Origin of the sequence: Microbulbifer epialgicus (assembly GCF_041447265.1) — a bacterium.
Taxonomy (GTDB): Bacteria; Pseudomonadota; Gammaproteobacteria; order Pseudomonadales; family Cellvibrionaceae; genus Microbulbifer; species Microbulbifer epialgicus.
This window is the reverse complement of the sequence record NZ_JBGMEK010000010.1, coordinates 64,669-87,388: the sequence shown is the minus strand read 5'-3', so window position 1 is coordinate 87,388 and position 22,720 is coordinate 64,669. Positions and strand designations below refer to the sequence as shown.

Genomic DNA, 22,720 nt, shown 5'->3' with positions numbered 1-22,720 from the left:
CTCGACCTATTGGTCCAGCCGCATTTCCAAAGCTTCTGTCAGGTCACGACTGGCCTGTAGAGAACGCAACATCGCAGGGATATTATTCTCTAGGTTGAGATTGATAACCAGATCCCGTTCAGAGTCAACAGACTCACTGCGCCCCACAAGTTTCAGTCTCAGCTGCAAGTCCCCATTGGGAGGGTACTCCATACTGCCTTCCAAGCTGCGGAAATCGTAGTCCTCCAGTGCATTGGCAATCAATTTCAGTTGGGGGTTGTCTGCTAGCATTTGCGGCGAGAAAGCGCCGTAATAACGTAACCGGCCTCCGGGTTTCAGTGCTTCCAGATGCCCATTTTTTACAGTAATGCCATCGGGGCCGGTGGTGATTGGAATTGTCAGGTTGAGGCGTCCGCTTGCTTTAAAATTTTCTGATTCTGTTTCGAGAGCTAGCTGTTCTAGTGATACATCCTGTGCGTACAGAGTGCTGCTTCGCTCTTCATTGGCCAGGTTCCATACCAGCGCCTCGGTAGTCACCTTCCCGTTGAGGAAATCCGCAGAGAGATTCCGTAAGATGAGATTCTGGTTTTTGTCTAAAGACAATGAAAAATGGATGTTCTCTAAGGGTAGACCGGCATCAATAGACTGTATCGACAGTGACTGCGGCTTCGGCGTAACCCAGTGCCCATCAGCCGCTTTTATCAGGACATCTCCTTCAACGCCAGTGGCAAAGCTGTCTTTATAGACTGCGGCAATATTATTCAGAGATAACCTAAGGATATCTTGTGGCTGCTGGGGCCAGGATGCGGTTCCTTTGGCAGAAAGTTTCCCGGAAACGATATCTACAGGTAGCCCGTGGATTGCCTGGCGGAGATTGTGCTGGGGATCAAAAATTACTTCGGGGATAGAGAAGTGAATGGTACCTGTGGCTAACTCCATATTGTGCTGCCAATCTGAATCTACTTTTATAGAGCCGACGATGAGCTGGCTATTTCCTTCTATTTTATCACCCTGAAGTGAGAATGCCCCCTTGAGGGACGCCTTTGCAGAGTAGTTTTCCGGTGTCTGTATTTCAAGATCTTTACCCACAAAGTTACTGTTTAGCTCAATGGCCCCCTGAGTGATTTTCAGGTTGATATTGCTGAGGTTAATGTCGCCGGAAAAAGCAAAGTATTCACTGGCCAAATTTTCGAATGTATTATTCCACAGCTTACTTTTACAATCTGTAGTTAATTGTGCAATTTTGCAATTTATTACAGGTATTCCGAGCTTAGCCATTTTAACTTGGAACTCTTTGCCTTTTATTTCCTCAGCTGTAGCTTTGATTTGTGTCAGCTGCAGTATCTGGGTGTTACTGTCTTTTTTGATATGTAACTTGCCACTTGAGTCCAGGTTTGCAAGGGTTACTCCTGAAATTTTATCGGCTAGCTTAGGCGCTTTGGCTGTTATCTCTAAATCACATTTTGCAAGATTGGAAATTTGGCACTGAATCTCATTGATCTGTGTAAGAATTACAGTACTACTTTCCTTTGCTTGTAGATTAGCTGTTACAGCTCCTTCTATAATTTCAGTCTTTATATGTTTGGGTGATGAGTTCTTCCCCAAGACTTTAATCTTTTTTCTTACCTCTACCTGAACCTGGCTCTGACTTAGCCCTGTAGAGTGTAAGGGGGCGTTCTCTGGCAAATCGGATAAAACAGTATCGAATCGAAACTGGCTCTCAGGGAGGAATATAAAGTGGAATTCATCAATCCAATTCTCTCCTGGTGTAGGGGTACCTAAGGGATGTAAAAGAACTGCACTCTGGAAACCTACTTTTCCCTTTGGATTGCTTATTGACAATGATGGGACATACTTATGCCAAAGCTGGGAGTTAAGCAATGGTTCCGTGGCAGCTAAGAAAATACTACCTTGGAGTTGTAGCTTGGGCACATTGGCCGATGAGGCAGCTTCAAAATTCAGATCCAATAAAGACTGCTTATGGGATGCATTGCCAGTTAATGAGGCATCAATCGTACCGCTGCCAGTGATAGCGCCAGGAATAAAAGGTATGAGTGACTTGAGTTTTACTTCAATAGGCGAATCGGTTGAGAGCCTTGCTTCCACTTTGCTATTTATCGGCTTGAAGGGAATGGAGGCCTTAAGGTTTTCGGTCTCAAACTGCAACAGGATATGCTGGTAGTTTGGAAAGGATATAATATTGTCTGGTATATACGAGCTGGCATTCATAACGACTTGCCCACTAGCCGTTAAACCATCCGTAGCTAATCCAGTTGTTAATTGTACAGCATCCAGGATCGGAGTAACGGCCTCCAGATTTACAGTTGCTCTGGCATTGAATTTCCATTCTTCCTCCCCCTCTTTAATGAGATTTACTTTCGCTTGAGATAAGATTTCGGAAGGGATCGAATATATCTCAGTGTCTAATCCAATTTTGGCTGAAGATAAACTGGCCTGTAGAGAGAGATGGAGTTCGTTAAGCCGAGAGGTCTTATAAGGGGATTCTAAGGTGATAGTATTATCACGCCGCGTGATATTGAGAGGGCCTGCTTCAAAGCTGTTATCGAGCAGGATTTGCTTGACTGACACCTTGCCTGGCATATACCGGACTATGTTCCGGGTGAAGCCATCCAAGGATAAGGTGGACTCTTTAGAGGGATTGCTCTGTGGAGGTGCTGGCACTACTGATTGAGGTTCTTTTCCTGCATGGCGAGTTAGCCTCGTGATAGAGAGCTCTATTTTCTGGGTATTATCACGGTCATAAATAATATGAAACGGGTAAATAATATTGACGTCGTCAAGGACCAAGCTACTGCCTCTGTTGGATTTCAGCTGAACTTGCCTAATTGAGACTTGCCTAAAACTTAGTTCCAACCCAGATAGTTTCTGGATAACCACCTCTCCGGCGAATAGGTTGACTAACTGGGAGGCAACAATATCCTTTTTCCACCAGCTGCCTATCAAGAGAAAAGCCAGGAAAACGGTCAACGAAATAATAAGAATGCGGAGTTTACGCACACTAAACCTCAAAACTCCCGAAGGAGATAACTTTATATTGACATCTGTTATCTAGCTGTAACAGACGACGGCAGGGCCGACACCTGCTATGTACATGGATGAGAGTGATTTTATCAGACTGGCCGGATGTTGCTGGACACAGCCATTTGATTGATAACTAGTGGTATGGTTCATTTATTGGCCAGGGAGTGGAAAAGTGGATTCCTGGTCGGGGGCAATAAATTTTAGTGGCATGCGGCAGCTTCACGCGTACTCCTCTCTATTTATGCAGGTGTCTGAGGTGAATAGTCAGACTAATAGCGGCTCATCCTTAAAGCTATCTTCAGAAACCCGTCTCTGGTCCCCAGAAGCTTAAATTTCTTGTCTATCTGCCCGCAATCAGTAGGTTCTTTTTGATAGTCTCCAGCTATAAGGGGGGGGATTCTTATAGCTTCTAGATAGCGTTTCCATCATGAAGTGCAGAGTTTATTTTCTGTGTGTCAGTGCGTGACTTAATGGCCCTATCCGGTTCTGCTGCAGAAACTGGAGCGCCGATGAACAGCAAAATCCCAACAATAAACAGCAAGGCGATTAGCTTGTTACCCATACAGGGCCACCCTTTTGTCAATTAGCAGGTTATGTAGAATTGTGTCGACGACCAACGGGCCGCAGCAAAGGTTTTACAAGTAGAGAATACTAGTGTCCGCCACCTTCGGTGGCCAAGCTCATCGATATAACGCAAGGATCGGAGGACTGAGACATCGCAGTAAAAACGCGATTCTACTGCCGCCAAGTTTGCGGGGCGCATCTCTTGTAGTTCCATCTTGTAATGATACTTTTGACCCCAACTTACTTATTTCTAACCGTTCCGCCCAGCATACAGTTACTGAGGATGTTTCAACGATGCAAGATACACAGCCGAATACCACCTATCTCAAGGATTATCGAGTACCGGATTATTTGGTGGATAACACTGACTTGCACTTCGAACTGGAGGCAAAGGTTACCCAGGTGAGGACCCGCCTTAAAATTCGTAGAAACCCTAAAGCAGGTGATGGGTTGCCACCATTGTTTCTTGATGGCGTCGATCTGCAGCTGTTTTCTGTCACCCTGGATGGAATCGCGCTTTCCTCCACAGACTATCAGGAATTACCTCAAGGGTTATCTATACCGGTTGAAAAGCCAGAATTTGTTCTGGAGATCCATAACAGCATTAATCCTGAAGAGAACACATCCCTTGAGGGGCTATACCTCTCCAATAAGATGTACTGTACCCAATGTGAGGCAGAAGGCTTTAGGAAGATCACTTTCTATCCTGACAGGCCGGATGTCATGTCGAAATTCACCACTACTATAGTGGCCTCAAAGGATCATCCTGTATTGCTTTCAAATGGTAATGAAATAGGGCGGGGGCATTGTGAGGATGGGCGTCAGTTTGTTACCTGGGAAGATCCCTTTCCCAAGCCGGCCTACCTGTTTGCGCTGGTGGCAGGAAATTTGGAACATGTTGAGGACGTCTTTACCACTGCCAGAGGCCGAAAAGTAAAATTGCAGATATTTACCGAAGCAAAAAATATAGGAAAATGTGATCATGCAATGCGCTCCTTAAAGAACGCTATGCGCTGGGATGAGGAAGTGTATGGCCGGGAATATGATCTCGATATTTTTATGGTAGTTGCAGTGGATCACTTTAACATGGGGGCAATGGAAAATAAGGGGTTGAATATTTTTAATTCCGCCTGTGTTTTGGCCAGTCCAGAAACAGCGACTGATTCTGCATTCCAAAGAATTGAATCAATCGTTGGTCATGAGTATTTCCATAACTGGTCCGGTAATAGGGTTACTTGCCGCGATTGGTTCCAGCTTAGTCTTAAAGAGGGGTTCACGGTTTTTCGCGATGCAGAATTTTCTGCTGACTTGAATTCGAGGGCCGTAAAACGTATTGAGGATGTGACCTTATTGCGTACCAATCAATTTGCGGAAGATGCCGGCCCAATGGCGCACCCGATTCGCCCGGACTCCTATATGGAAATCTCCAACTTCTACACTCTTACTGTGTATGAAAAGGGTGCAGAAGTTGTGCGTATGATCCATACGCTTTTAGGAGCGGATGGCTTTCGCAAGGGGAGTGACCTGTACTTTGAGCGGCATGATGGGTGTGCTGTTACCTGTGAAGATTTTGTAAGAGCAATGGAAGATGCTAATCAGGTGGATCTCACCCAGTTCCGTCGCTGGTATAGCCAGGCTGGCACGCCTGTGCTGGATGTGACAGATCAATTTGATGAAAGCACGGGTGTATATAGGCTTATAGTTCGGCAGTCTTGCCCCGTTACACCTGAGCAAAAAGACAAGCTCCCGTTCCACATTCCCTTTGCGATGGGGTTGCTGGACTCAACAGGAAGCGGTATCGCGTTGGATAAAGCGGGCTCCACCCAGCTTGTTCTGGAGATCACTGAAAGTGAACAGGTATTTGAGTTTAATGGACTGAGGGAGAGGCCTCTGCCTTCCCTTTTGCGTGGATTCTCCGCACCAGTCAAAGTGCGCTATGACTATAGTCTGGAGCAGCTGCTATTCCTGATGAGCCATGATTCGGATACTTTTAATCGATGGGATGCTTCTCAAAGGTTCGCATTTAAGGCCATGAATCAGCTTCAGAGTGCATACCAAGAAGGTTTAAGTTTAGAATTATCTCCAGAGCTCATCGTGGCTTATCGGAATATATTGTTGAATAAAGAGCTAGACCCGGCACTGGTTGCGGAAATTATGCTTTTGCCCAGTGAGCACTCCATTGCCGAGGAATCAGTATCTATTGATGCTGAAGCTATTGTTGCTGCAAGAACGTTTGCTCGTAAATCGCTTTCCTGTGCGCTTATTGATGAGTTAAAAGAACGGTATGCTGAGCTTGATATTGAAAGGCCCTATAGTCCCAATGCCAAGGATATCGCTGAACGCAGGTTAAAGAATATCTGCTTGGAATACCTCTGTGTCACAGAATCTGCGGATGCTCTAGATCTCGCCCAGTGCCAGTTTGATTCGGCTGGAAATATGACAGACAGTGCAGCGGCGTTAAGTGCATTGATTAACTATGGTAATGATCAATACGCTGAACAAGCCATTCATCAATTTTATGACCGCTGGAAGGAAGATACACAAGTTACTGAGCTTTGGCTTGCGCAGCAAGCCTGTAGCGCGAAGAGAGGCACCCTGAATAATATCAAAGCGCTTATGCAGCATCCTGCCTTTGAGTTGAAAAACCCAAATAAAGTGAGGGCAGTAATTGGTGGGTTTGCCAATCGAAATTTCCAACAATTCCACAAAAATGATGGTAGTGGTTTTGAGTTTGTTGCAGATCAGGTTATTGCTTTAGATAAATTAAACCCCCAGGTGGCCTCTAGAGTGGTTATTCCTATCACACGCTGGAAGAAATATTCAGGGGAGCTGGCAGGTAAAATGAAAGCAGCACTATTGCGAGTGTCAAATTCCGGGGAACTTTCCAAAGATGTTTATGAAGTGGTGAGCAAGAGTTTAGTGAATTAGTACCTAGTCAGCAAAGAGCGGGGGGCGTAACACGATCCCCGCACGAACACTCATACATACAAGTGGGTCAGAAGGAAAGAATACATTGCGCTCGGGACGCGCTGTGAATACATCCCTGTAAGCTCGTAATCGGCATCCATGCCTCATACGGTCCCGAGCGCAATGTATTCTTTCCCTCCTTCTTTATGGTATGTGCGATCACACATTTATGCGATAGGTTTTACTCGCTGGTGCTATGTTCTTCTTGTTGACCATGTTTCCTGAATTCTCGTGGAGATTTTCCGGTCCATTTTTTAAAGCTCCTTGAAAAGCTGCTGGTGTCACTGAATCCGAGCTTATAAGTAATTGATGTCACGGGTAGCTCTTGTTGCTTTAGGTAATGTATAGCTTGGTGTTTGCGTGTTTTGTCCAGTATTGCCTGATAGCTGGAACCTTTTTCCTTAAGTTTTCTGTGTAGGCTGCGGCAGCTTATCCCGATGGTTTTGGCGACGATCTCTTGGGATAAGTCACCGGTAGGCATTAGATCTATTAAAATTTTATTTGTTATGCTGATAATGTCATTTTTCCTTAAACGTGCTAGATAATTAGTTAGTGCCTGCTCGTTTATATGGGCCAACTCATTATTTCCTGAGCAGATGCGCCGATCTACAAAATCGCGTTTAAGTCGAATTTCACAGGTGTTCGCAGAAAATCCCACTGGGCATCTATACATCATTCGGTGGTGTTCTGGATTGACTGGCTTGGTGCGTGTGAGGTTAATTGCAATCAGATGTTTGTGGATGTCTGGGGATATTTTCCTACATGATTTTATTAACAAGGCGATAAAGGCATCCACAGCATGAATGCTAGGCTCATAATGTAAGCCTTCAACCTTGAGCAAGGAGACTATTACTTCGTGTTGCTCATCGCGAATACTGATTCTCATGGCAGTGCTGACTACCTCTGAGAATCGCGATGACCGCTCCAGGCTTTCTCTGATGGAGCTGCTGGCTAAGTGGGCATAACTTAGAGCGTGAAGGTTCGTGTGGTTAACATGCTTGGCAACCTGCAAGCCTATGCAGTCATTGCGGGATAAGGACTCCGCCAGATCCCATAATTTTTTCATGTTTTCCAAAGGGATACGTCGATTAGTATCCTCTATGCCACAGGCTGAGATACTGGCTTTCTGCAGGACTTCCCGAGGGGAGCAATAAGGTTTTAGAGTCTCAATAATGGGTAAAACCCAGGTTGCAATGGTTGTATGTCCATTCTCAGCCATTTGTCAACTTGTCCTAATTGGTCAAGAGTTTGGCCAGTTAAGTAAAGAAGTGCATAGGCCAAACTATTAGCATCAAAATAAGTATTTCTACATTCATTTGTCCAAGATTAGCCTAACAGTCTTGGTATGTTAAGGAAATCTGCTGCTTTTAAAGTAAGTCCTGATACTCATGCGATTGGAATTATGCACAATTTAATTAAAAGAACAGTGGTACTTACAGGCTTATCAGTCTCCGCATTTTATGGAAGTGTTAAGGCTGGTGAGCCCACCCAGCTTTTCTGGGGAGATATGCATTTACATACCTCTTACTCATTCGATGCTTTCTTAAGTCAAAATTACTCGGCAACACCTGATACTGCTTATCGGTGGGCCAAGGGGCAGCCAGTTATTCACCCTTATACCCACGCTAAGGTACGGATAGATACACCGCTGGACTTTCTTGTGGTTTCTGATCATGCAGAGGGATTGGGGGTTATGAGGGCGATAGTTAACGAAACAGACCAGCTAAACACAGAATTAACCATTTCCCAATCAATAAAGCGTTGGTTCGCCAAGCAGCATATTCGCTATAAAGTATCTGTGGATGAGGGGATGGATATATTTAATGGGTTGCTGCCCGTAAAGGCGCTCAACTCAGAGGATGGTGCTGACCCGGTACAGGACCCTGCCAATACAGCCCCGGAGCCTTTGCTTGGGGACTTAAATCTAACGCGGGAAACTGCCTGGCATGAAATTATTGATGCAGCTGATCGTCATTATAATCCTGGTACATTCACGAGCTTTATAGGCTGGGAGTGGAGTTCACTCCCTACGGGGGCTAACCTGCATAGGGTGGTAGTTTCCCCCAATGGCTCCAAGCAGGCTAAGCAATATCTGCCTTTTGGGTCAGACCAGAGTCAGTACCCAGAGGAATTATGGCGCTGGTTGGATGAAACGTCAGAGCGAACTGGCAGCGAATTCATTGCTATTCCGCATAACTCCAATGTGTCCAAAGGGTACATGTTTGCAGAAACCACTCTGCGTGGTGAGCCGATCGACACACAGTATGCGCGAACGCGCATGCGCTGGGAGCCCCTTGTTGAAATGACGCAAATAAAAGGGGATTCTGAGACGCACTCACAGCTTTCACCCACGGACCCCTTTGCTGACTTCGAAAACTATCCATTTTACTTGCAGGCTGATCCAGAAGCCTATCGTGTAGCTAAGGGCGACTATGTACGCTCTGGCTTAAGAACTGGTTTGGAGATAGGAGAGAAAATAGGGGTGAACCCTTATAAGTTTGGATTGATTGGGTCAACCGATTCTCATACAGGTATATCGAGTGCAGAAGAGGAAAACTTCTGGGGTAAATTTGCCCATGATTCAATACCCGAGGGCAAGCGAAAAAATGCTGTCATAGGCGGAACCAAAGCAACTGGTTGGAATATGTCAGCCTCTGGTCTTGCCGCAGTTTGGGCTGAGGAAAATACACGGGAAAGCCTGTTTGCCGCCTTTAAACGTCGCGAGGTTTATGCAACTACAGGGCCGAGAATCCAAGTGCGTGTATTTGCAGGTTGGGGCTTCCCAAAGCATGCAATAGATGCAGAAAATATTGCTGAACTGGGTTATTCCCATGGAGTGCCCATGGGGGGGGATTTAACCAGACCCCAAGCTACGGATGAGTCGATACAATTACTAATACGTGCTGTTAAAGATCCCAAAGGAGCAAACCTTGATAGAGTCCAAGTTGTAAAATCATGGCTCGACGAGGGAGGGCACAGTCATGAGCAGATCTTTAACGTAGCCTGGTCCGGTCAGCGGTCCTTGGATAGCCAAGGTCAATTAGCTCCCGTGGGTGATACTGTTGACCGCGAGACGGGCCTGTATACCAATACCCAGGGTTCTATCGAGCTGTCTACCTTATGGCAGGATCCAAACTTTGATATGAACCAAAGGGCTTTTTACTATGTTCGTGTTTTGCAGATCCCAACACCACGTCACTCCCTTTACGATGCGGTGGCAGCAAAAGAAATCAACCGTGGAAAGGTTCAGATACCTTCTGAAGGCCCTGCAGTTATTCAGGAGCGTGCCTATACCTCGCCTATTTGGTATACGCCGTAGTTAATCGATATATAAAGCCTGATGGTATAGCGAGGCGATCTTTTCTAATAGTTTTTTAACCTTCTTTGCTTGACAGTTGTGGAGGTTTTTAGTGTGAGGCTTATATGCTAAAGGGTTTGGGGAGGTTGGGTAGAGATCCATTGGTACATTTTTTGGCTATCGCTTTGTTTCTATTTGTTGGTGTCGAGCTAGTAGAGCCAGATGCAGGAGCCTCGGATCAAAAAAATATTCTACATTTGAATGAAGATTTGTTAGTTGAATATATTCAATATCGAAAAAAAACATTCAATCCAGATTTTGCCAAGACTTACTGGAAGGGGTTGGCGCCGTCTGAAAGGTCAGACTTGATTCATGATTATGTTAGGGAGGAAGTGCTTTACCGTGAAGCTATTAATCTAGGTCTTCAGGATAATGATCAGATCATACGTCGTCGCCTTATTCAAAAGCTCGAGTATGTAACAGAGGGCTTTGCTAGTGATATTAATGTTTCCCAGCAGGATTTAGAGGACTACTTTCGGCTTCATCAAGAAGAATACCAAATTGAAGCTTCCGTTACCTTTACTCATGTTTTTTTTGATTTCAGCAGTCAACTTAATAGTAGTCTAGAGGAGACTGCTTTACAGACCTTGGGTTACCTTTTGGAAAAGTCAGTGGCCTTTGAAAAAGCCTCAGAGCATGGAGATAGATTTATATATCACCGAAACTATGTTGGACGAACTCGTCAATTGGTAGCTAGTCATATGGGAGCGGATATGGCGCAGAAAATATTTCAGTTACCAATGAATACCTGGTCTGGGCCCTTTGAATCCCCTTATGGATTACATCTGGTATTGGTGGTCGAGAATAATCCCAGTCGCTTGCCAAACTATCAAGAGGTAGCTCCTTTGGTATTGGAAGACTATCGCCGTCAGAAACTGGATGATATGAGGCATCGTAAGATACAGGAATTGATTGCTCAATATCGAATTGAATTGGACCCTTCAATGCAGAATGTGCCTGCGGATTTTGCCTATGTTAAATAGATATTCCTGCAGGTTAATAGTAACTATATTGATTTTTCTAGCAGGTGGAATCTATAGTCACCCTGGCTTTGCCCATGAAGGGAGGCCAATTTATATCCAATTACAAGAGGTCTCGGAAAAAATATACGGTTTGCGATGGAAGATTCCGCCCGTGATGGAGCCAGGAACAGAGCCTAAGATTTACTTAAAGGGAGCCGGCTGTCGAAAATTCTCGGAAGTTGAGACTCCTCGTCATTCTGCTGAAAAAGTGTATCATTGCCAATCTCCAAGCTCGAATACTATTAATAGATCTACTGCTGACTTGCAAATACATCTTGTATACCCTGTTGCTAATCCAGTGCTATCTACCTTGGTTCACTTTGAAAGGTTGAATGGGGCGACTGTCCACCTCTTTAATGGTCCCGATGTATTAGAAGTGAATTTGCCTGCTGAATTGCCCATTTGGGAATATGTAAGGCAGTATATTGAAGCTGGGTTTTTACATATTTTGGAAGGCTATGATCATCTGCTTTTTGTTTTGTGTTTAGTATTTGTTGCAAAGGGGCTTGGGGGTATTTTGATAGCCATAACTGGCTTTACGTTAGGGCACTCAATCACACTTGGACTCGCAAGCTTGAATCTCTTTACCATTAGGGTGGATGTTGTAGAGGTATTGATCCCTTTAAGTATTATGGTTCTAGCGGCTGAGATTATTAATGCAGGGCATTCTCGTGATAGGAACACCTTGTCTTGGCGGTTCCCGGCTATTGTTGCTAGCGGTTTCGGGTTGTTACATGGATTTGGATTCGCCAGTGCATTGACAGAGCTGGGTCTTCCTCACGATCAGAAATTAGTAGCCTTGATTAGCTTTAATGCCGGTGTTGAGCTGGGTCAATTAGTGTTTGTATTGTTTGTGCTTCTTTTATCTTATATGGTTAAGTTGATATTTTTAAACTGGGGTTTTTCAGGATATTCACTTCGTAGTTTGATGCAGTCGACATTAACTGTTTATCCAGTGGGTGTGGTGAGTGGGTATTGGTTTATGGACAGGTCTGTGGGGTTGTTCTCTTAAAATATAACAAACTTACTACTGAGTCATAGGGAGAGAATACACTGCACTCGAGACGCGCTGTGATTACATCCCTGTAAGCTCGTAATCGGCATTCACGCCTCATACGGTCCTGAGCGCAGTGTATTCTTTCCTTCCCCTTTTTAGTAATTTACAGAAAATGAGAATTTTTCTATTCGGTAATCCATCTATAGCAAAATTTAGCAATATTCATCCATTTGGGTTCTAGCATTAAGTAGTGACCATAGCCTTCCGCAATATGCAGGGTGGTTTGTGAATTACATTTTTTTGCGATGAGTTGTGCTGTAGAGGGTGGTATCGCGAGATCTTCAGAGCCTGAGATCATTAGAATAGGGCATTTTATTTTTTCATAATCAATTTTGGTGGTTTTGTTTTCATCAAATATCCAGAAAAATAATTCAAATAGCACTCTGCCTGATTCCGGCCCTAAACGGTTAAATACAAGGTGCTGATCTGATAAGTTTAGTTTGTTAAGCCCGAATTTTACCATTGTTTCAAAGTCGGGTAATAGTATGTCTTCCCAGAACTTCCCCGATGCCATAAACATTTTGCCAAGATCGCATTCCTGGCTGGTTGTGGGTGGGATTCCCCAGTTAGTGCTTCCGTTCAATAATATTATTTTTTGTGCTAGATCCATGGAGGCTATTTTTTGTGCAATAACTCCTCCTAAGGAATGCCCAATCAGAATTGGCTTACTATTCAGGTGTTTGACAAATTTAGCTATATCTTCGACATAGTCTGCAATACTTGTCCCGATAAGAAGGCGATGGGCCGCTTCCGATTTCGGGTTTTCATGGTGGCGATATACTGGGCTGTGGCAGGAAAATCCTTTTTGCACAAAATATCTATGGAAATTTTCCATAGTCCAGGAACCCGCATTAGTACCGTGGATGAGAACAATAGATGTATCTATGATTATCCTCCTGATTGAATGGGCACTAATAGTCTTAGTGGTAGGTGATATTGCTTTTAATTGGTTCAATTCCAATAGCATAGCGTATCCCTTAACTTTTTCATGCGGTGTATTTTTCTTAATGGGTTCTTATGGTTTACTGAAAAGTGGGCGGGAAAGAATGCACTGTGCTCGGGGCCGTATGAGGCATGGATGCCGATTATGAGCTTACAGGGATGTATTCACAGCGCGTCTCGAGTGCAGTGTGTTCTTTCCTTCTGACTCAGTAGTGTTTCCGTTTATCAGGTGAGTCTTTTATGCTGGTAATCCAGTTTTTAGCGGGGTGGATCGGGATAAGGTTGCACTCTTTACACGATATTATTTTATGATTTGCTTTAGTATGATCAGGCCGAAGTACTCATGTGGAAAACGCAAGTCGGAATAAGTAACTGGTATTGGGGTTACATATGGAAAACGGATTTTTTCAAAAAGTGTTGGATGGTGAGTTGCCTATGCCAAAGGCAGCATTGACTCTTGGGGCGAGAATCCTATCCGTTGATAGTGATGTGGGCTGCATTGAAGTGGAGTTTGAAGCGAAGGAAGAATTTACTAACCCGATAGGAAAAATACAGGGGGGCTTTCTGGCTGCAATGCTTGACGACACTATGGGACCGGCCTTAACGGCCACTCTCAGCGAGAATCAGTTTGCGCCGACATTAGAGTTGAAAACACATTTTATTGCGCCGGTAGTGGTTGGAAAAATATTGGGCCGGGGACGAGTTGTTTCCAAGGGAGGTAGTATTTGTGTCCTTGAGGGAGAGCTGTTCCAGGAGGGAACACTGGTTGCTAAGTCTACGGCCACCGCTATGATTCGGAGTATCTCTTCTTCTACCAAATAATTCAAATTGGTTTCCTGCCGTTAAACTGGGTTGCCCCCTTGAGCAATGAGGGGCGTACAAATGCAACCATTAGCTTATATCGAGGGTTAGCGGCAGGCATCAATTTCTGCAATTAGGGTCGCCATTAGCTCGGCTGCGGGCAGTGCCCTGGCGAGGGGGGCACCTTGACCAGCCCATTGTACGGCAAAATCCTCACTGCCGGTGTGGGATGCTGCAGTGGCCAGGGCTTTTCCTGCGCTATAGCAAATTGGGTAGTCAGGGCGGGTGGGGGCATTTCGATCCAGGTCATGGTAGAAACGATTAGTGATGCCCCGCGCCGGTCGCCCGGAGATGTTGGTGGTGATAGCGGTATTTCGTGCACGTTCACTTTGTAACGAATTGCGGTAGGTGTTGTTAGCCGCAGACTCTGGACACAGGATAAAGGCGGTACCCATCTGTACCGCGCTAGCGCCAAGAGAGAACGCTGCCTGGATGCCGGCTCCATCCATTATTCCTCCCGCGGCAATCACGGGTAGCCTATGTTGACAACTCAGCAGTCTTACTAGAGCAAGAGTGCCCATCTCCATATCGAGTTCAGGCTCAAAAACGCCCCTATGGCCGCCTGCTTCCACCCCTTGTGCAATCAATGCATCGATACCAGCTTCTTCTATCAAACGAGCCTCGCCAAGATTTGTAGCCGTTGCCAGTAGGGCAATGCCGGCATCCTTGAGCGCGGTGATCGCGGATTGTTCGGGCAGGCCGAAATGAAAGCTCACTACTGAGGGCTGCTCTTCCAGCAGAACTGCGAGCATTTCCGGGTTTCCGATAAAGCTTGAGTAGGGCTCATGGATTTCTGCAGGTGGGGTGGCACCCAGGCTTGCAAAGTAGGGGGCAAGATGGGCGAGCCAAGCTGTTTGGCGATTGTTGTCTGCAACTGCGGGTTGGTGGCAGAAAACGTTTACGTTAAAAGGCTTACTGGTGAGCTCGCGGGTTTTTCGGATCTGTTCAGTAGCCTTTTGTGGGGAGCAGGCCCCGAGACCAAGGGCGCCAAGCCCCCCGGCATTGGAAACTGCAGCCGCTAATTGGGGCGTAGAAACACCCGCCATTGGCGCCTGCAGAATGGGATGAGAAATCCCCAGCCTTTCCAGTAGTGGCCGCATTATCTCGCCCGCCTCATCGCTGCTTCACCAGACTACCTTAGGGCAGTTTGGGCACGACAGCTATATCGTGCAGGGAGTTATTTGCCAACTTTTCAATGCCGAAGGGTCAACTGTAATTTGATTTTACAGGTGCAGGTTGAAGCCGATATAGGGACCTTTAATTTCAATGTCGCTCTGCAGGTCGTCCAACTCTTCCAGGTCGAGGCTCATTACCCGGTAGCCCGCCTCAATAGCCAAGTCGATCGCCGGTACGAAATTCCAGCGTACTTTTGCTGTGAGGTCTGTGTGGGTGTCACCTCGGTAGGCGGTACCGTTGCCCTGGGCAATTACAGACCAGCCGGTAAATGGCAGGTCGAAGCGTGCCATAGCGTAGGCCATCGGCAAATAACCGGTGAGGTCGACAGTTTCTGCCTGGGTTTCGCTTACCGCAGTAAATTCACCGTCATACATGCGCGCAGTCAGGCCTATGTCGAGGTTTACCCAGTTATCCAGCACTTCGTAGTAGAAGGTGGCATCGGTGTGTGTAAGCGAGAGGTCAGTGGTGATCTCTGAGCCTACCAGGAAGGTTTCATCGTCAAAGGTTACAGAGCCCTCCAGTATTGAGGCGCCATCGCTGTCAATCTTGCTATGGGCTAACAGGATATTGGGAACCAGGGGAATTGGGTGCTCTAGGGCGGCCTGTATAAAGGTAATGTTGTCTTCACTAAGAGAGAGGTTGTCTAAATCGTAGTCATCATTACCAATGCCGCCGGTGTAGCCTGGGAGCCAGACGCCTGCTGTGGCATCAAAGCCAAGGATGGTATCTGCGCTGGCAGTGGTGCAGGCGAGGAGGGCACTGAAAGCAATTGCGGTTTTTTTCATGGACTTCTCTCCGTGATGAATTTGTCGCGGAGTGTACAGATATATTTTTAGTGTGCCGCTGTAAGTTGCACATTTTTACAAATCTTTTTGAACGGGCAAGCAAATTTGGCGTGTAAAAGTGTAGCGCTGTTTGGGCTCTGCCCATCGTTCTATTTGATGTATTGCGAGTGGCTGCGAATTAGTCAGCCAAGCTTCATTAAATGAATTTGTAATATTTTTCTTGTTTGCGCCGGTTTAACTGGCCGCTTCAAATAACATTTGTTGCAGGGCACTGGCGGCATTGCTCAAGGTGCGACCGCGATGACTGATGACACCCAGGTTGCGCAGCACCTGCAGCTTCTTCACTGGTAATATTGCGAGGCTTTCATCGACGAGCGTATGGGGCAGCACACTCCATCCAAGGCCCACACAGGCCATCATCTTGATTGTCTCCAGAAAGTTGGTCGCTAATTTGGCACTGAGTTTTAGCCCTTGTGCATCAAACTCACGTTTAATCAGGCGCCCGGTATAGGTATTGAGGTCCGGCAGTATGGCGGGATAGTCGGCCAGGTCGGCCAGTTCCAGCGTGGGAATTTTTGTCAGGGGGTGTTCTGGAGCTGCTACCACCACACAGGGGTCGGGCCAGATAACCTGTGCATTGAGGTGCGGGTATTCTTTCAGGGCCAGAGTCACAACTGCCAGCTCATACTTGGCTGCCATCAGTGCCTCGTAAGCCTGTTCGGAATCCAGAAAATCGATATCCAGGGCCACTTCTGGGTAGCGGTTACTGAACTCTCTGAGCACCGGTGGCAAGTGGTGCAGTCCCACGTGGTGGCTGGTAGCAATGCGCAAGCTGCCGCTCACCGAGTTGCTGAGGGCGCGCAATTCCCGCTCCGTATCACTGATTTCGTTGAGAATATGTCGGGCGCGGGGCAGGAGGACGCGGCCGGCATCGGTCAGCTGTAGGCGCCGGCCGATGCGGTTGAACAACGCCGCGCCAAGTTGCTGTTCGAGGGCGGCAAGGCGCTTGCTTACCGCGGGCTGTGTCAGGTGAAGCTGAGTCGCCCCCTCGGAGACAGAGCCTCTCTCAGCAATTGCTAGAAATGCTTTAAGCCATTGAATTTCCAAATTTTTTAACCTCGTTTTATGGGCCGCGGGAATATTGTTGGCAGAGTATGAAGCGCCTCAACTTACATGCTACTTCAGGATGAACTTTGAATTCCATAATGGAATACTTGTGATAATAAATATAAATTGGTGTTATTTGTTGCTGCTGGGTAGACTCGGTCTCTAAACAATTGAGAGGACAGGCTGTGGCAGGGCAAACACTCTACGACAAACTGTGGCAGGACCATCTGGTCAAGACCAGTGATGATGGCTCGGCGCTTATTTACATCGACCGTCACTTGATTCACGAGGTGACTTCCCCTCAGGCATTTGAGGGCCTTCGACTGGCAGGGCGCAGCCCCTGGCGCAAGGATTCCCTAGTGGCGACACCGGATCATAACGTGCCTTCCGAGAGCACGGAGCGCGCCGCAGGTGTGAGCGGTATCCGCGACGATATATCCCGCATTCAGGTGCAAACTTTGGATGAGAATTGCCGGGATTTCGATGTGGTGCAGTTTGGCATTAACGAACCGGGTCAGGGCATTGTGCATGTTATTGGTCCTGAGACCGGGGCGACTCTGCCCGGTATGACCGTGGTATGTGGTGACTCACACACCTCTACCCATGGTGCTCTGGGCGCGCTGGCCCACGGCATAGGCACTTCTGAAGTGGAGCATGTAATGGCCACCCAGTGCCTGACCCAGAAGAAGATGAAAAATATGCTGGTGCGCGTAGACGGCGAACTGCGCCCAGGCGTTACCGCCAAAGATGTAGTGCTGGCGATTATCGGTAAGATCGGCACCGCCGGGGGCACTGGCTATGCGATTGAGTTCGGCGGTGACGTTATCCGCAATATGTCCATGGAAGGCCGTATGACCGTTTGTAACATGGCGATTGAGGGCGGTGCCCGTGCTGGCATGGTCGCGGTTGACCAGATCACTCTCGACTATGTGAAAGGCAAACCCTACGCGCCAAAAGGCGAACAGTGGGACAGAGCGGTTGAGGCCTGGAGTCACCTGCATTCCGATGACGACGCCGAGTTTGATGCGGTGGTGGAATTGCGCGGTGAAGATATCGAACCCCAGGTGAGTTGGGGTACTTCGCCGGAAATGGTGGCCTCGATCAGTGCCAAAGTGCCAGATCCCTCTGCCGAAAGTGATACCACCAAGCGTACTGGAATGGAGCGCGCTCTCGACTATATGGGCCTTGAGGCCGGGCAAAAGATTAGTGATATTCGCCTGGATCGGGTATTTATCGGCTCCTGTACAAATTCTCGCATCGAAGATCTGCGCGCTGCTGCTGAAGTGGCCCAAGGCCGGTACAAAGCAGATAGCGTCAAGCAGGTGTTGGTTGTACCCGGCTCCCAGGCGGTGAAGGCCCAGGCGGAACAGGAAGGGTTACATGCAATCTTTGAGCAGGCAGGCTTTGAGTGGCGAGAGCCATCCTGCTCTATGTGCCTTGCTATGAATGCAGATAAGTTGGGAGCTGGTGAACACTGTGCCTCAACCTCTAATCGGAACTTTGAAGGACGTCAGGGCTATGGTGGGCGCACCCACTTGGTGAGCCCCAGTATGGCGGCAGCCGCTGCAATTGCGGGGCACTTTGTCGATGTGCGTGAAATGGCGACGGTGCGAGCCGAAGAGGAGATGGCCTGATGAAAGCGTTTACCCAACATGAAGGTCTTGTGGTGCCGATGGATCGGGCCAATGTGGACACCGACCTGATTATTCCCAAGCAATTTCTCAAGTCCATCAAGCGTACTGGGTTTGGCCCCAATTTGTTTGATGAGTTGCGCTACCTGGATGAGGGGTTCCCTGGCCAGGACTGCTCAAACCGCCCTGTTAATCCAGAGTTCCCACTAAATTTCCCGCGTTACCAGGGTGGTTCGGTATTACTTGCACGCGAGAATTTCGGTTGTGGTTCCAGCCGTGAGCATGCGCCTTGGGCGCTGGATGATCACGGTTTTCGTGCAATTATCGCCCCCAGTTTCGCGGATATCTTCTTCAACAACTGTTTTAAAAACGGCCTGTTGCCGATTGTATTACCGGAGGAGGTAGTACATCAGTTGTTTGAAGAAACTCATGGGCAGGAAGGATATTCACTGACCATTGATCTGGAGCAGCAGCATGTGCGCAAACCCTGCGGTGAAGTGATTCCCTTTGAAGTAGATGTGTTCCACAAGCACTGCTTGCTTAATGGCCTTGATCACATCGGCCTGACATTGGAGCACTCAGAAGATATTCGTGCTTATGAAGAAGCGCGACGTGAAAAAGCCCCATGGCTATTTGATGCGGTTCAGTAATTAAAGGAAATTCCTGTGACGAAGAAAGTAATGATTTTGCCGGGCGACGGCATTGGCCCGGAAATTGTTGAGCAGGCGATGGCGGTACTGGAAGTCGCATCTGGAAAGTTTAATTTGGGCCTTAGTTTTGAGCAGGGGTTGATTGGGGGTTCCTCAATTGATGTCCATGGTGAGCCTCTCACCGATGAGACTCTCAAGGCTGCTGGCGAGTGTGATGCAGTATTACTCGGTGCTGTAGGTGGTCCCCAGTGGGATACCCTGGAGAGAGAAATTCGTCCGGAGAAAGGCCTGTTGAAAATCCGCAGTGGCCTCGGCTTATACGCCAATTTGCGCCCGGCAATTCTTTACCCCCAATTAGCAGATGCTTCCTCCCTGAAACCGGAGGTGGTTTCAGGGCTGGATATTTTGATTGTACGTGAGCTGACTGGCGGCATTTACTTTGGTGAGCCTCGGGGTATCCAGACTCTGGAAAATGGCGAACGCCAGGGCTTTAACACCTATGTCTACAGTGAGTCGGAAATTGAGCGTATTGCGCGCAGTGCCTTTGAGGCGGCGCAAAAACGCAGCGGTAAACTCTGCTCTGTGGATAAGGCTAATGTGCTCGAAGTCACTGTTCTTTGGAGAGAGGTATTGGATCGTCTGGCACCGGAATACCCCGATGTTGAACTGTCCCATATGTACGTGGACAACGCTGCGATGCAATTGGTGCGTGCGCCCAAGCAGTTCGACGTAATGGTAACCGGTAATATGTTCGGCGATATTCTCTCAGATGCCGCCGCCATGCTTACAGGTTCCATTGGTATGTTGCCTTCTGCTTCCTTGAATGAAAGTGGTTTTGGCCTTTATGAACCCTGCCACGGTTCCGCGCCGGATATCGCAGGGCGGGGTATTGCCAATCCATTGGCAACGATCCTGTCTGCTGCCATGATGCTGCGTTACTCCCTCAATATGAGTGAAGCAGCAGAAGCCATTGAGGCCGCGGTGAGCAAGGTGTTGGAGCAGGGTTTGCGCACCGCGGATATTTATACCGAGGGCAGCCAGAAAGTCACCACCGCAGAAATGGGGGCTGCCGTCGTCGCTGCACTTTAATCCCCGATTTCACTATCGCGCCGCTTTCCCGGCGGCGCACTTTGATCACATCACACACAGGACATCGCAATGCAAAAAATAGGTTTTATCGGCTGGCGCGGCATGGTCGGTTCGGTATTACTGGAGCGCATGCGCTCAGAGGATGACTTTGCCCATATCGTTGAACCGGTTTTTTTCTCCACTTCCAATGCGGGTGGAAAGGCACCAGATATTGACCGTGAACTGCCGCCTTTGGGCGATGCCTACGATATCGATGCATTGGCAGAGTTAGATGCGATCGTCAGCTGTCAGGGTGGTGACTATACACAGGAGGTTTTCTCCCGCCTTCGTGACTCAGGCTGGAATGGCTACTGGATAGATGCCGCCTCGAGTTTACGTATGCAGGACGATGCCGTAATCGTTCTGGACCCGGTTAACCGCGATGTTATCGATCGCGCTATAGAAGCCGGGCAAAAGAATTTTATTGGTGGCAACTGCACCGTCAGCCTGATGTTGATGGCTCTCGGTGGTTTGTTTAAAGCCGGTATGGTGGAGTGGGTTACAGCCATGACCTACCAGGCCGCCAGTGGTGCCGGTGCCCGCAATATGCGGGAGCTAATTGGGCAGATGGGCGCTATTCGCGACGGTGTTAGCGGTGAGCTCTCCGACCCCGCCAGCGCGATTCTGGAAATTGATCGCAAGGTGGCTGCGGATATGCGGTCGGTTGAGTTTCCCACTGCCGAGTTCGGTGCGCCCCTGGCGGGCAGCCTTCTGCCATGGATTGATACCCAGCTTGAAAATGGACAAAGCCGTGAAGAGTGGAAAGCTCAGGTTGAAGCGAACAAAATCCTGCAGACAGCTGCTCCAATTCCGGTGGATGGTACCTGTGTGCGTATTGGTGCGATGCGCTGCCACAGTCAGGCTTTCACTGTGAAGCTGAAGAAAGATCTGCCTATGGCAGATATTGATCAATTGATAGGTGCGGCAAATGAATGGGTCAGTGTCGTGCCCAATGATCGCGAGGCTACTTTACAGTCCCTGACTCCCACTGCCGTGACTGGCAAACTGGATATCCCGGTGGGGCGTCTGCGCAAGTTGAGTATGGGGCCTGAGTACTTGAACGCTTTCACTGTGGGGGACCAACTGCTGTGGGGTGCGGCAGAGCCCCTCCGCCGCATACTGCTGATTTTGCTCGGCAAGCTTTAATTGGTACGGCCTTGGATAAGTCCTCAAATGGCAATCTTTTTTGTGCCTGTTAATGGAGGACTTTTCGCCAAGCTGTGAACCCCATCGCGTAAAAAGCTGTTACTGGTTGTCATAGCGGCTTTTTCGATTTTCCCTCACGGGTATAATCGCCCCTCATTTTTTCCTTTCCAATTTCAACGAAGTGAATAGCCATGTCCGAAGCCGCCCGCGAACTGGTCATCGCCGGTGTCGATAACGCCGCCTTTGCCCCTCTGCTGGAAATACTGGAAGAGCGGGAAATTATTACCGCTGAACAGCTGAGTTTGCTGGAGACCGAAGACCGGGAAGTGGACCCGCAGGTGTTTGCTAACCGCAATATTCCTGTGCAGTCCCTGGAAAAATTCACTTTTAATGACCAGCAGGTGGTTCTCCTATTGAGCGCCGATGATGCTGTTCAAGCCGCCATGGCTGCGGCCGAGCAAAATGGTGCCTGGATAGTGGATGCGGCTGCCAATACCCGAGGCGATGAAAGTGCTGTTCTGATCCACCCTATGTTTAACAGCGGGGATCTGGCGAATGCAGATCGTCGCGTCGTTGCCCTACCCAGTGCTGGTGCCGCCATGGTCGCGGAGGCCTTGGCCCCCCTGAAGGATAAGTTGCAGGCTGTCGAAGTGCAGTTGAGTCAGCCGGTATCTGCGTTGGGGAAGGCTGCGATTGATTCCATGGCCGCACAGACGGCGCGTATGTTTAGTGGCCAGGAGGCAGAAATTGATCCGGCGATCGGTCACCGCTTGGCTTTCAACTTGCTAAGCGCCAGCGAAGGGCTACTTGCCAGTGGCCACACCGTGAGCGAGCTGACCCTGATCCATGATTTGCGTCGCCTGTTGGGTGAAAGTGTGGTGGTGGATGCGAGTATTAATACAGTCTCAGTATTTCATGGGCAGCTTGCCAATCTCGGTGTTCTGCTGGCAGAAGATATCGACTTGGATAATATGCGCGCACTGTTGGGCAATGGTGCTCGCCTGCAGTTGGCAGAGCAACCCTCGGCAGAAAACGCGGTCGGCAGCGATGTGACAATCATCGGACGCTTGCGCCAAAGTCTACTCAACAAGCGTCAGCTAAATTTTTGTGCGGTGTCAGATAACCTGCGAAAAGATGTAGCAATGAACTGTGCACAAATTGCTCACTTGTTGCTAAAAAACTACTGATATTTAATACTTAGCGGCCATAGTGAAGGTGTAATCTTAACTTTGGTCCGGCTGAGATTGGCGAGTTATTCGTCGCAGTTGGTGGTCGTCTGCACGGCGGTCTCATAGTCGAACGATT

General features: G+C 48.1%; 17 protein-coding genes. 10 read left to right on the top strand and 7 right to left on the bottom strand.

The window, feature by feature from the left end; all coding sequences use genetic code 11:
* Positions 1 to 6: 6 nt before the first annotated feature.
* Together ACCI49_RS06980 and ACCI49_RS06975 are read right to left on the bottom strand one after the other, a co-directional pair.
* Positions 7 to 2,997 (bottom strand): intermembrane phospholipid transport protein YdbH family protein, encoded by a 2,991-nt coding sequence (locus ACCI49_RS06980; protein WP_371838234.1) that lies wholly within the window; start codon positions 2,995 to 2,997, stop codon positions 7 to 9.
* Positions 2,998 to 3,430: 433 nt separating this feature from the next.
* Entirely contained in the window at positions 3,431 to 3,583 is a 153-nt protein-coding gene (locus ACCI49_RS06975; RefSeq protein WP_371838233.1) for a hypothetical protein, read from the bottom strand.
* A gap of 296 nt (positions 3,584 to 3,879) precedes the next feature.
* On the opposite strand from ACCI49_RS06975, the gene pepN reads away from it, so the two are divergent.
* Complete coding sequence (gene pepN / locus ACCI49_RS06970) at positions 3,880 to 6,513, top strand: aminopeptidase N (RefSeq protein ID WP_371838232.1); 2,634 nt, start codon at positions 3,880 to 3,882, stop codon at positions 6,511 to 6,513.
* 220 nt (positions 6,514 to 6,733) lie between these two features.
* Here the strand turns inward: pepN and ACCI49_RS06965 are convergent, their stop codons facing one another.
* Positions 6,734 to 7,771, bottom strand: coding sequence for an AraC family transcriptional regulator (locus ACCI49_RS06965; RefSeq protein ID WP_371838231.1), 1,038 nt, complete (start codon positions 7,769 to 7,771; stop codon positions 6,734 to 6,736).
* A 183-nt stretch (positions 7,772 to 7,954) separates the two neighbouring features.
* Here ACCI49_RS06965 and ACCI49_RS06960 point away from each other — a divergent pair, with 183 nt between their 5' ends.
* The 3 genes from ACCI49_RS06960 (at position 7,955) to ACCI49_RS06950 (ending at position 11,944) form a co-directional block, all read left to right on the top strand.
* On the top strand, positions 7,955 to 9,871 hold the full coding sequence (locus tag ACCI49_RS06960) for a DUF3604 domain-containing protein (RefSeq protein WP_371838230.1): 1,917 nt from the start codon (positions 7,955 to 7,957) through the stop codon (positions 9,869 to 9,871).
* Between the two features lie 152 nt (positions 9,872 to 10,023).
* Positions 10,024 to 10,893, top strand: coding sequence for a peptidylprolyl isomerase (locus ACCI49_RS06955; protein WP_371838229.1), 870 nt, complete (start codon positions 10,024 to 10,026; stop codon positions 10,891 to 10,893).
* A gap of 28 nt (positions 10,894 to 10,921) precedes the next feature.
* Positions 10,922 to 11,944 carry a HupE/UreJ family protein gene (locus ACCI49_RS06950; RefSeq protein WP_371838228.1) on the top strand — a complete coding sequence of 341 codons (1,023 nt, stop codon included), beginning with the start codon at positions 10,922 to 10,924 and terminating at the stop codon, positions 11,942 to 11,944.
* A 169-nt stretch (positions 11,945 to 12,113) separates the two neighbouring features.
* On the opposite strand, the gene ACCI49_RS06945 is transcribed toward ACCI49_RS06950, so the two are convergent.
* Positions 12,114 to 12,956: an alpha/beta hydrolase gene (locus tag ACCI49_RS06945; RefSeq protein WP_371838227.1), complete on the bottom strand. Its 843-nt coding sequence runs from the start codon at positions 12,954 to 12,956 to the stop codon at positions 12,114 to 12,116.
* A gap of 365 nt (positions 12,957 to 13,321) precedes the next feature.
* Between ACCI49_RS06945 and ACCI49_RS06940 the strand changes: the two genes are divergently transcribed.
* Entirely contained in the window at positions 13,322 to 13,753 is a 432-nt protein-coding gene (locus ACCI49_RS06940) for a PaaI family thioesterase (protein WP_371838226.1), read from the top strand.
* 86 nt (positions 13,754 to 13,839) lie between these two features.
* On the opposite strand, the gene ACCI49_RS06935 is transcribed toward ACCI49_RS06940, so the two are convergent.
* From ACCI49_RS06935 to ACCI49_RS06925, 3 genes are all read right to left on the bottom strand, one after another.
* Positions 13,840 to 14,892: an NAD(P)H-dependent flavin oxidoreductase gene (locus tag ACCI49_RS06935; RefSeq protein ID WP_371838225.1), complete on the bottom strand. Its 1,053-nt coding sequence runs from the start codon at positions 14,890 to 14,892 to the stop codon at positions 13,840 to 13,842.
* A 123-nt stretch (positions 14,893 to 15,015) separates the two neighbouring features.
* On the bottom strand, positions 15,016 to 15,753 hold the full coding sequence (locus ACCI49_RS06930; RefSeq protein WP_371838224.1) for a TIGR04219 family outer membrane beta-barrel protein: 738 nt from the start codon (positions 15,751 to 15,753) through the stop codon (positions 15,016 to 15,018).
* Between the two features lie 234 nt (positions 15,754 to 15,987).
* Complete coding sequence (locus tag ACCI49_RS06925; RefSeq protein ID WP_371838223.1) at positions 15,988 to 16,860, bottom strand: LysR family transcriptional regulator; 873 nt, start codon at positions 16,858 to 16,860, stop codon at positions 15,988 to 15,990.
* A 185-nt stretch (positions 16,861 to 17,045) separates the two neighbouring features.
* On the opposite strand from ACCI49_RS06925, the gene leuC reads away from it, so the two are divergent.
* The 5 genes from leuC to ACCI49_RS06900 all read left to right on the top strand — a co-directional run bounded on the left by leuC (position 17,046) and on the right by ACCI49_RS06900 (position 22,602).
* Complete coding sequence (leuC, locus tag ACCI49_RS06920; RefSeq protein ID WP_371838222.1) at positions 17,046 to 18,494, top strand: 3-isopropylmalate dehydratase large subunit; 1,449 nt, start codon at positions 17,046 to 17,048, stop codon at positions 18,492 to 18,494.
* Positions 18,494 to 19,141: a 3-isopropylmalate dehydratase small subunit gene (gene leuD, locus ACCI49_RS06915; protein WP_371838221.1), complete on the top strand. Its 648-nt coding sequence runs from the start codon at positions 18,494 to 18,496 to the stop codon at positions 19,139 to 19,141. The genes leuC and leuD overlap by 1 nt, the downstream gene beginning before the upstream one ends.
* Before the next feature lie 30 nt (positions 19,142 to 19,171).
* The gene (gene leuB, locus ACCI49_RS06910) at positions 19,172 to 20,230 is read left to right on the top strand and encodes a 3-isopropylmalate dehydrogenase (RefSeq protein WP_371838258.1); all 1,059 of its coding nucleotides are present in this window, start codon (positions 19,172 to 19,174) and stop codon (positions 20,228 to 20,230) included.
* Positions 20,231 to 20,299: 69 nt separating this feature from the next.
* The gene (gene asd / locus ACCI49_RS06905) at positions 20,300 to 21,415 is read left to right on the top strand and encodes an aspartate-semialdehyde dehydrogenase (protein ID WP_371838220.1); all 1,116 of its coding nucleotides are present in this window, start codon (positions 20,300 to 20,302) and stop codon (positions 21,413 to 21,415) included.
* A 191-nt stretch (positions 21,416 to 21,606) separates the two neighbouring features.
* Positions 21,607 to 22,602, top strand: a complete 996-nt coding sequence (locus tag ACCI49_RS06900; RefSeq protein ID WP_371838219.1) for an Asd/ArgC dimerization domain-containing protein — start codon at positions 21,607 to 21,609, stop codon at positions 22,600 to 22,602.
* Positions 22,603 to 22,720 lie beyond the last annotated feature (118 nt).

Excerpts from the sequence above, each read along its gene's own strand:
- ACCI49_RS06945 (WP_371838227.1), bottom strand. The coding sequence starts at position 12,956 with ATGCTATTGGAATTGAACCAATTAAAAGCAATATCACCTACCACTAAG.
- leuD (WP_371838221.1), top strand. The coding sequence starts at position 18,494 with ATGAAAGCGTTTACCCAACATGAAGGTCTTGTGGTGCCGATGGATCGG.
- ACCI49_RS06930 (WP_371838224.1), bottom strand. The coding sequence starts at position 15,753 with ATGAAAAAAACCGCAATTGCTTTCAGTGCCCTCCTCGCCTGCACCACT.
- ACCI49_RS06960 (WP_371838230.1), top strand. The coding sequence starts at position 7,955 with ATGCACAATTTAATTAAAAGAACAGTGGTACTTACAGGCTTATCAGTC.
- leuB (WP_371838258.1), top strand. The coding sequence starts at position 19,172 with ATGATTTTGCCGGGCGACGGCATTGGCCCGGAAATTGTTGAGCAGGCG.
- asd (WP_371838220.1), top strand. The coding sequence starts at position 20,300 with ATGCAAAAAATAGGTTTTATCGGCTGGCGCGGCATGGTCGGTTCGGTA.
- ACCI49_RS06975 (WP_371838233.1), bottom strand. The coding sequence starts at position 3,583 with ATGGGTAACAAGCTAATCGCCTTGCTGTTTATTGTTGGGATTTTGCTG.
- ACCI49_RS06935 (WP_371838225.1), bottom strand. The coding sequence starts at position 14,892 with ATGCGGCCACTACTGGAAAGGCTGGGGATTTCTCATCCCATTCTGCAG.
- ACCI49_RS06900 (WP_371838219.1), top strand. The coding sequence starts at position 21,607 with ATGTCCGAAGCCGCCCGCGAACTGGTCATCGCCGGTGTCGATAACGCC.
- ACCI49_RS06965 (WP_371838231.1), bottom strand. The coding sequence starts at position 7,771 with ATGGCTGAGAATGGACATACAACCATTGCAACCTGGGTTTTACCCATT.
- pepN (WP_371838232.1), top strand. The coding sequence starts at position 3,880 with ATGCAAGATACACAGCCGAATACCACCTATCTCAAGGATTATCGAGTA.
- ACCI49_RS06940 (WP_371838226.1), top strand. The coding sequence starts at position 13,322 with ATGGAAAACGGATTTTTTCAAAAAGTGTTGGATGGTGAGTTGCCTATG.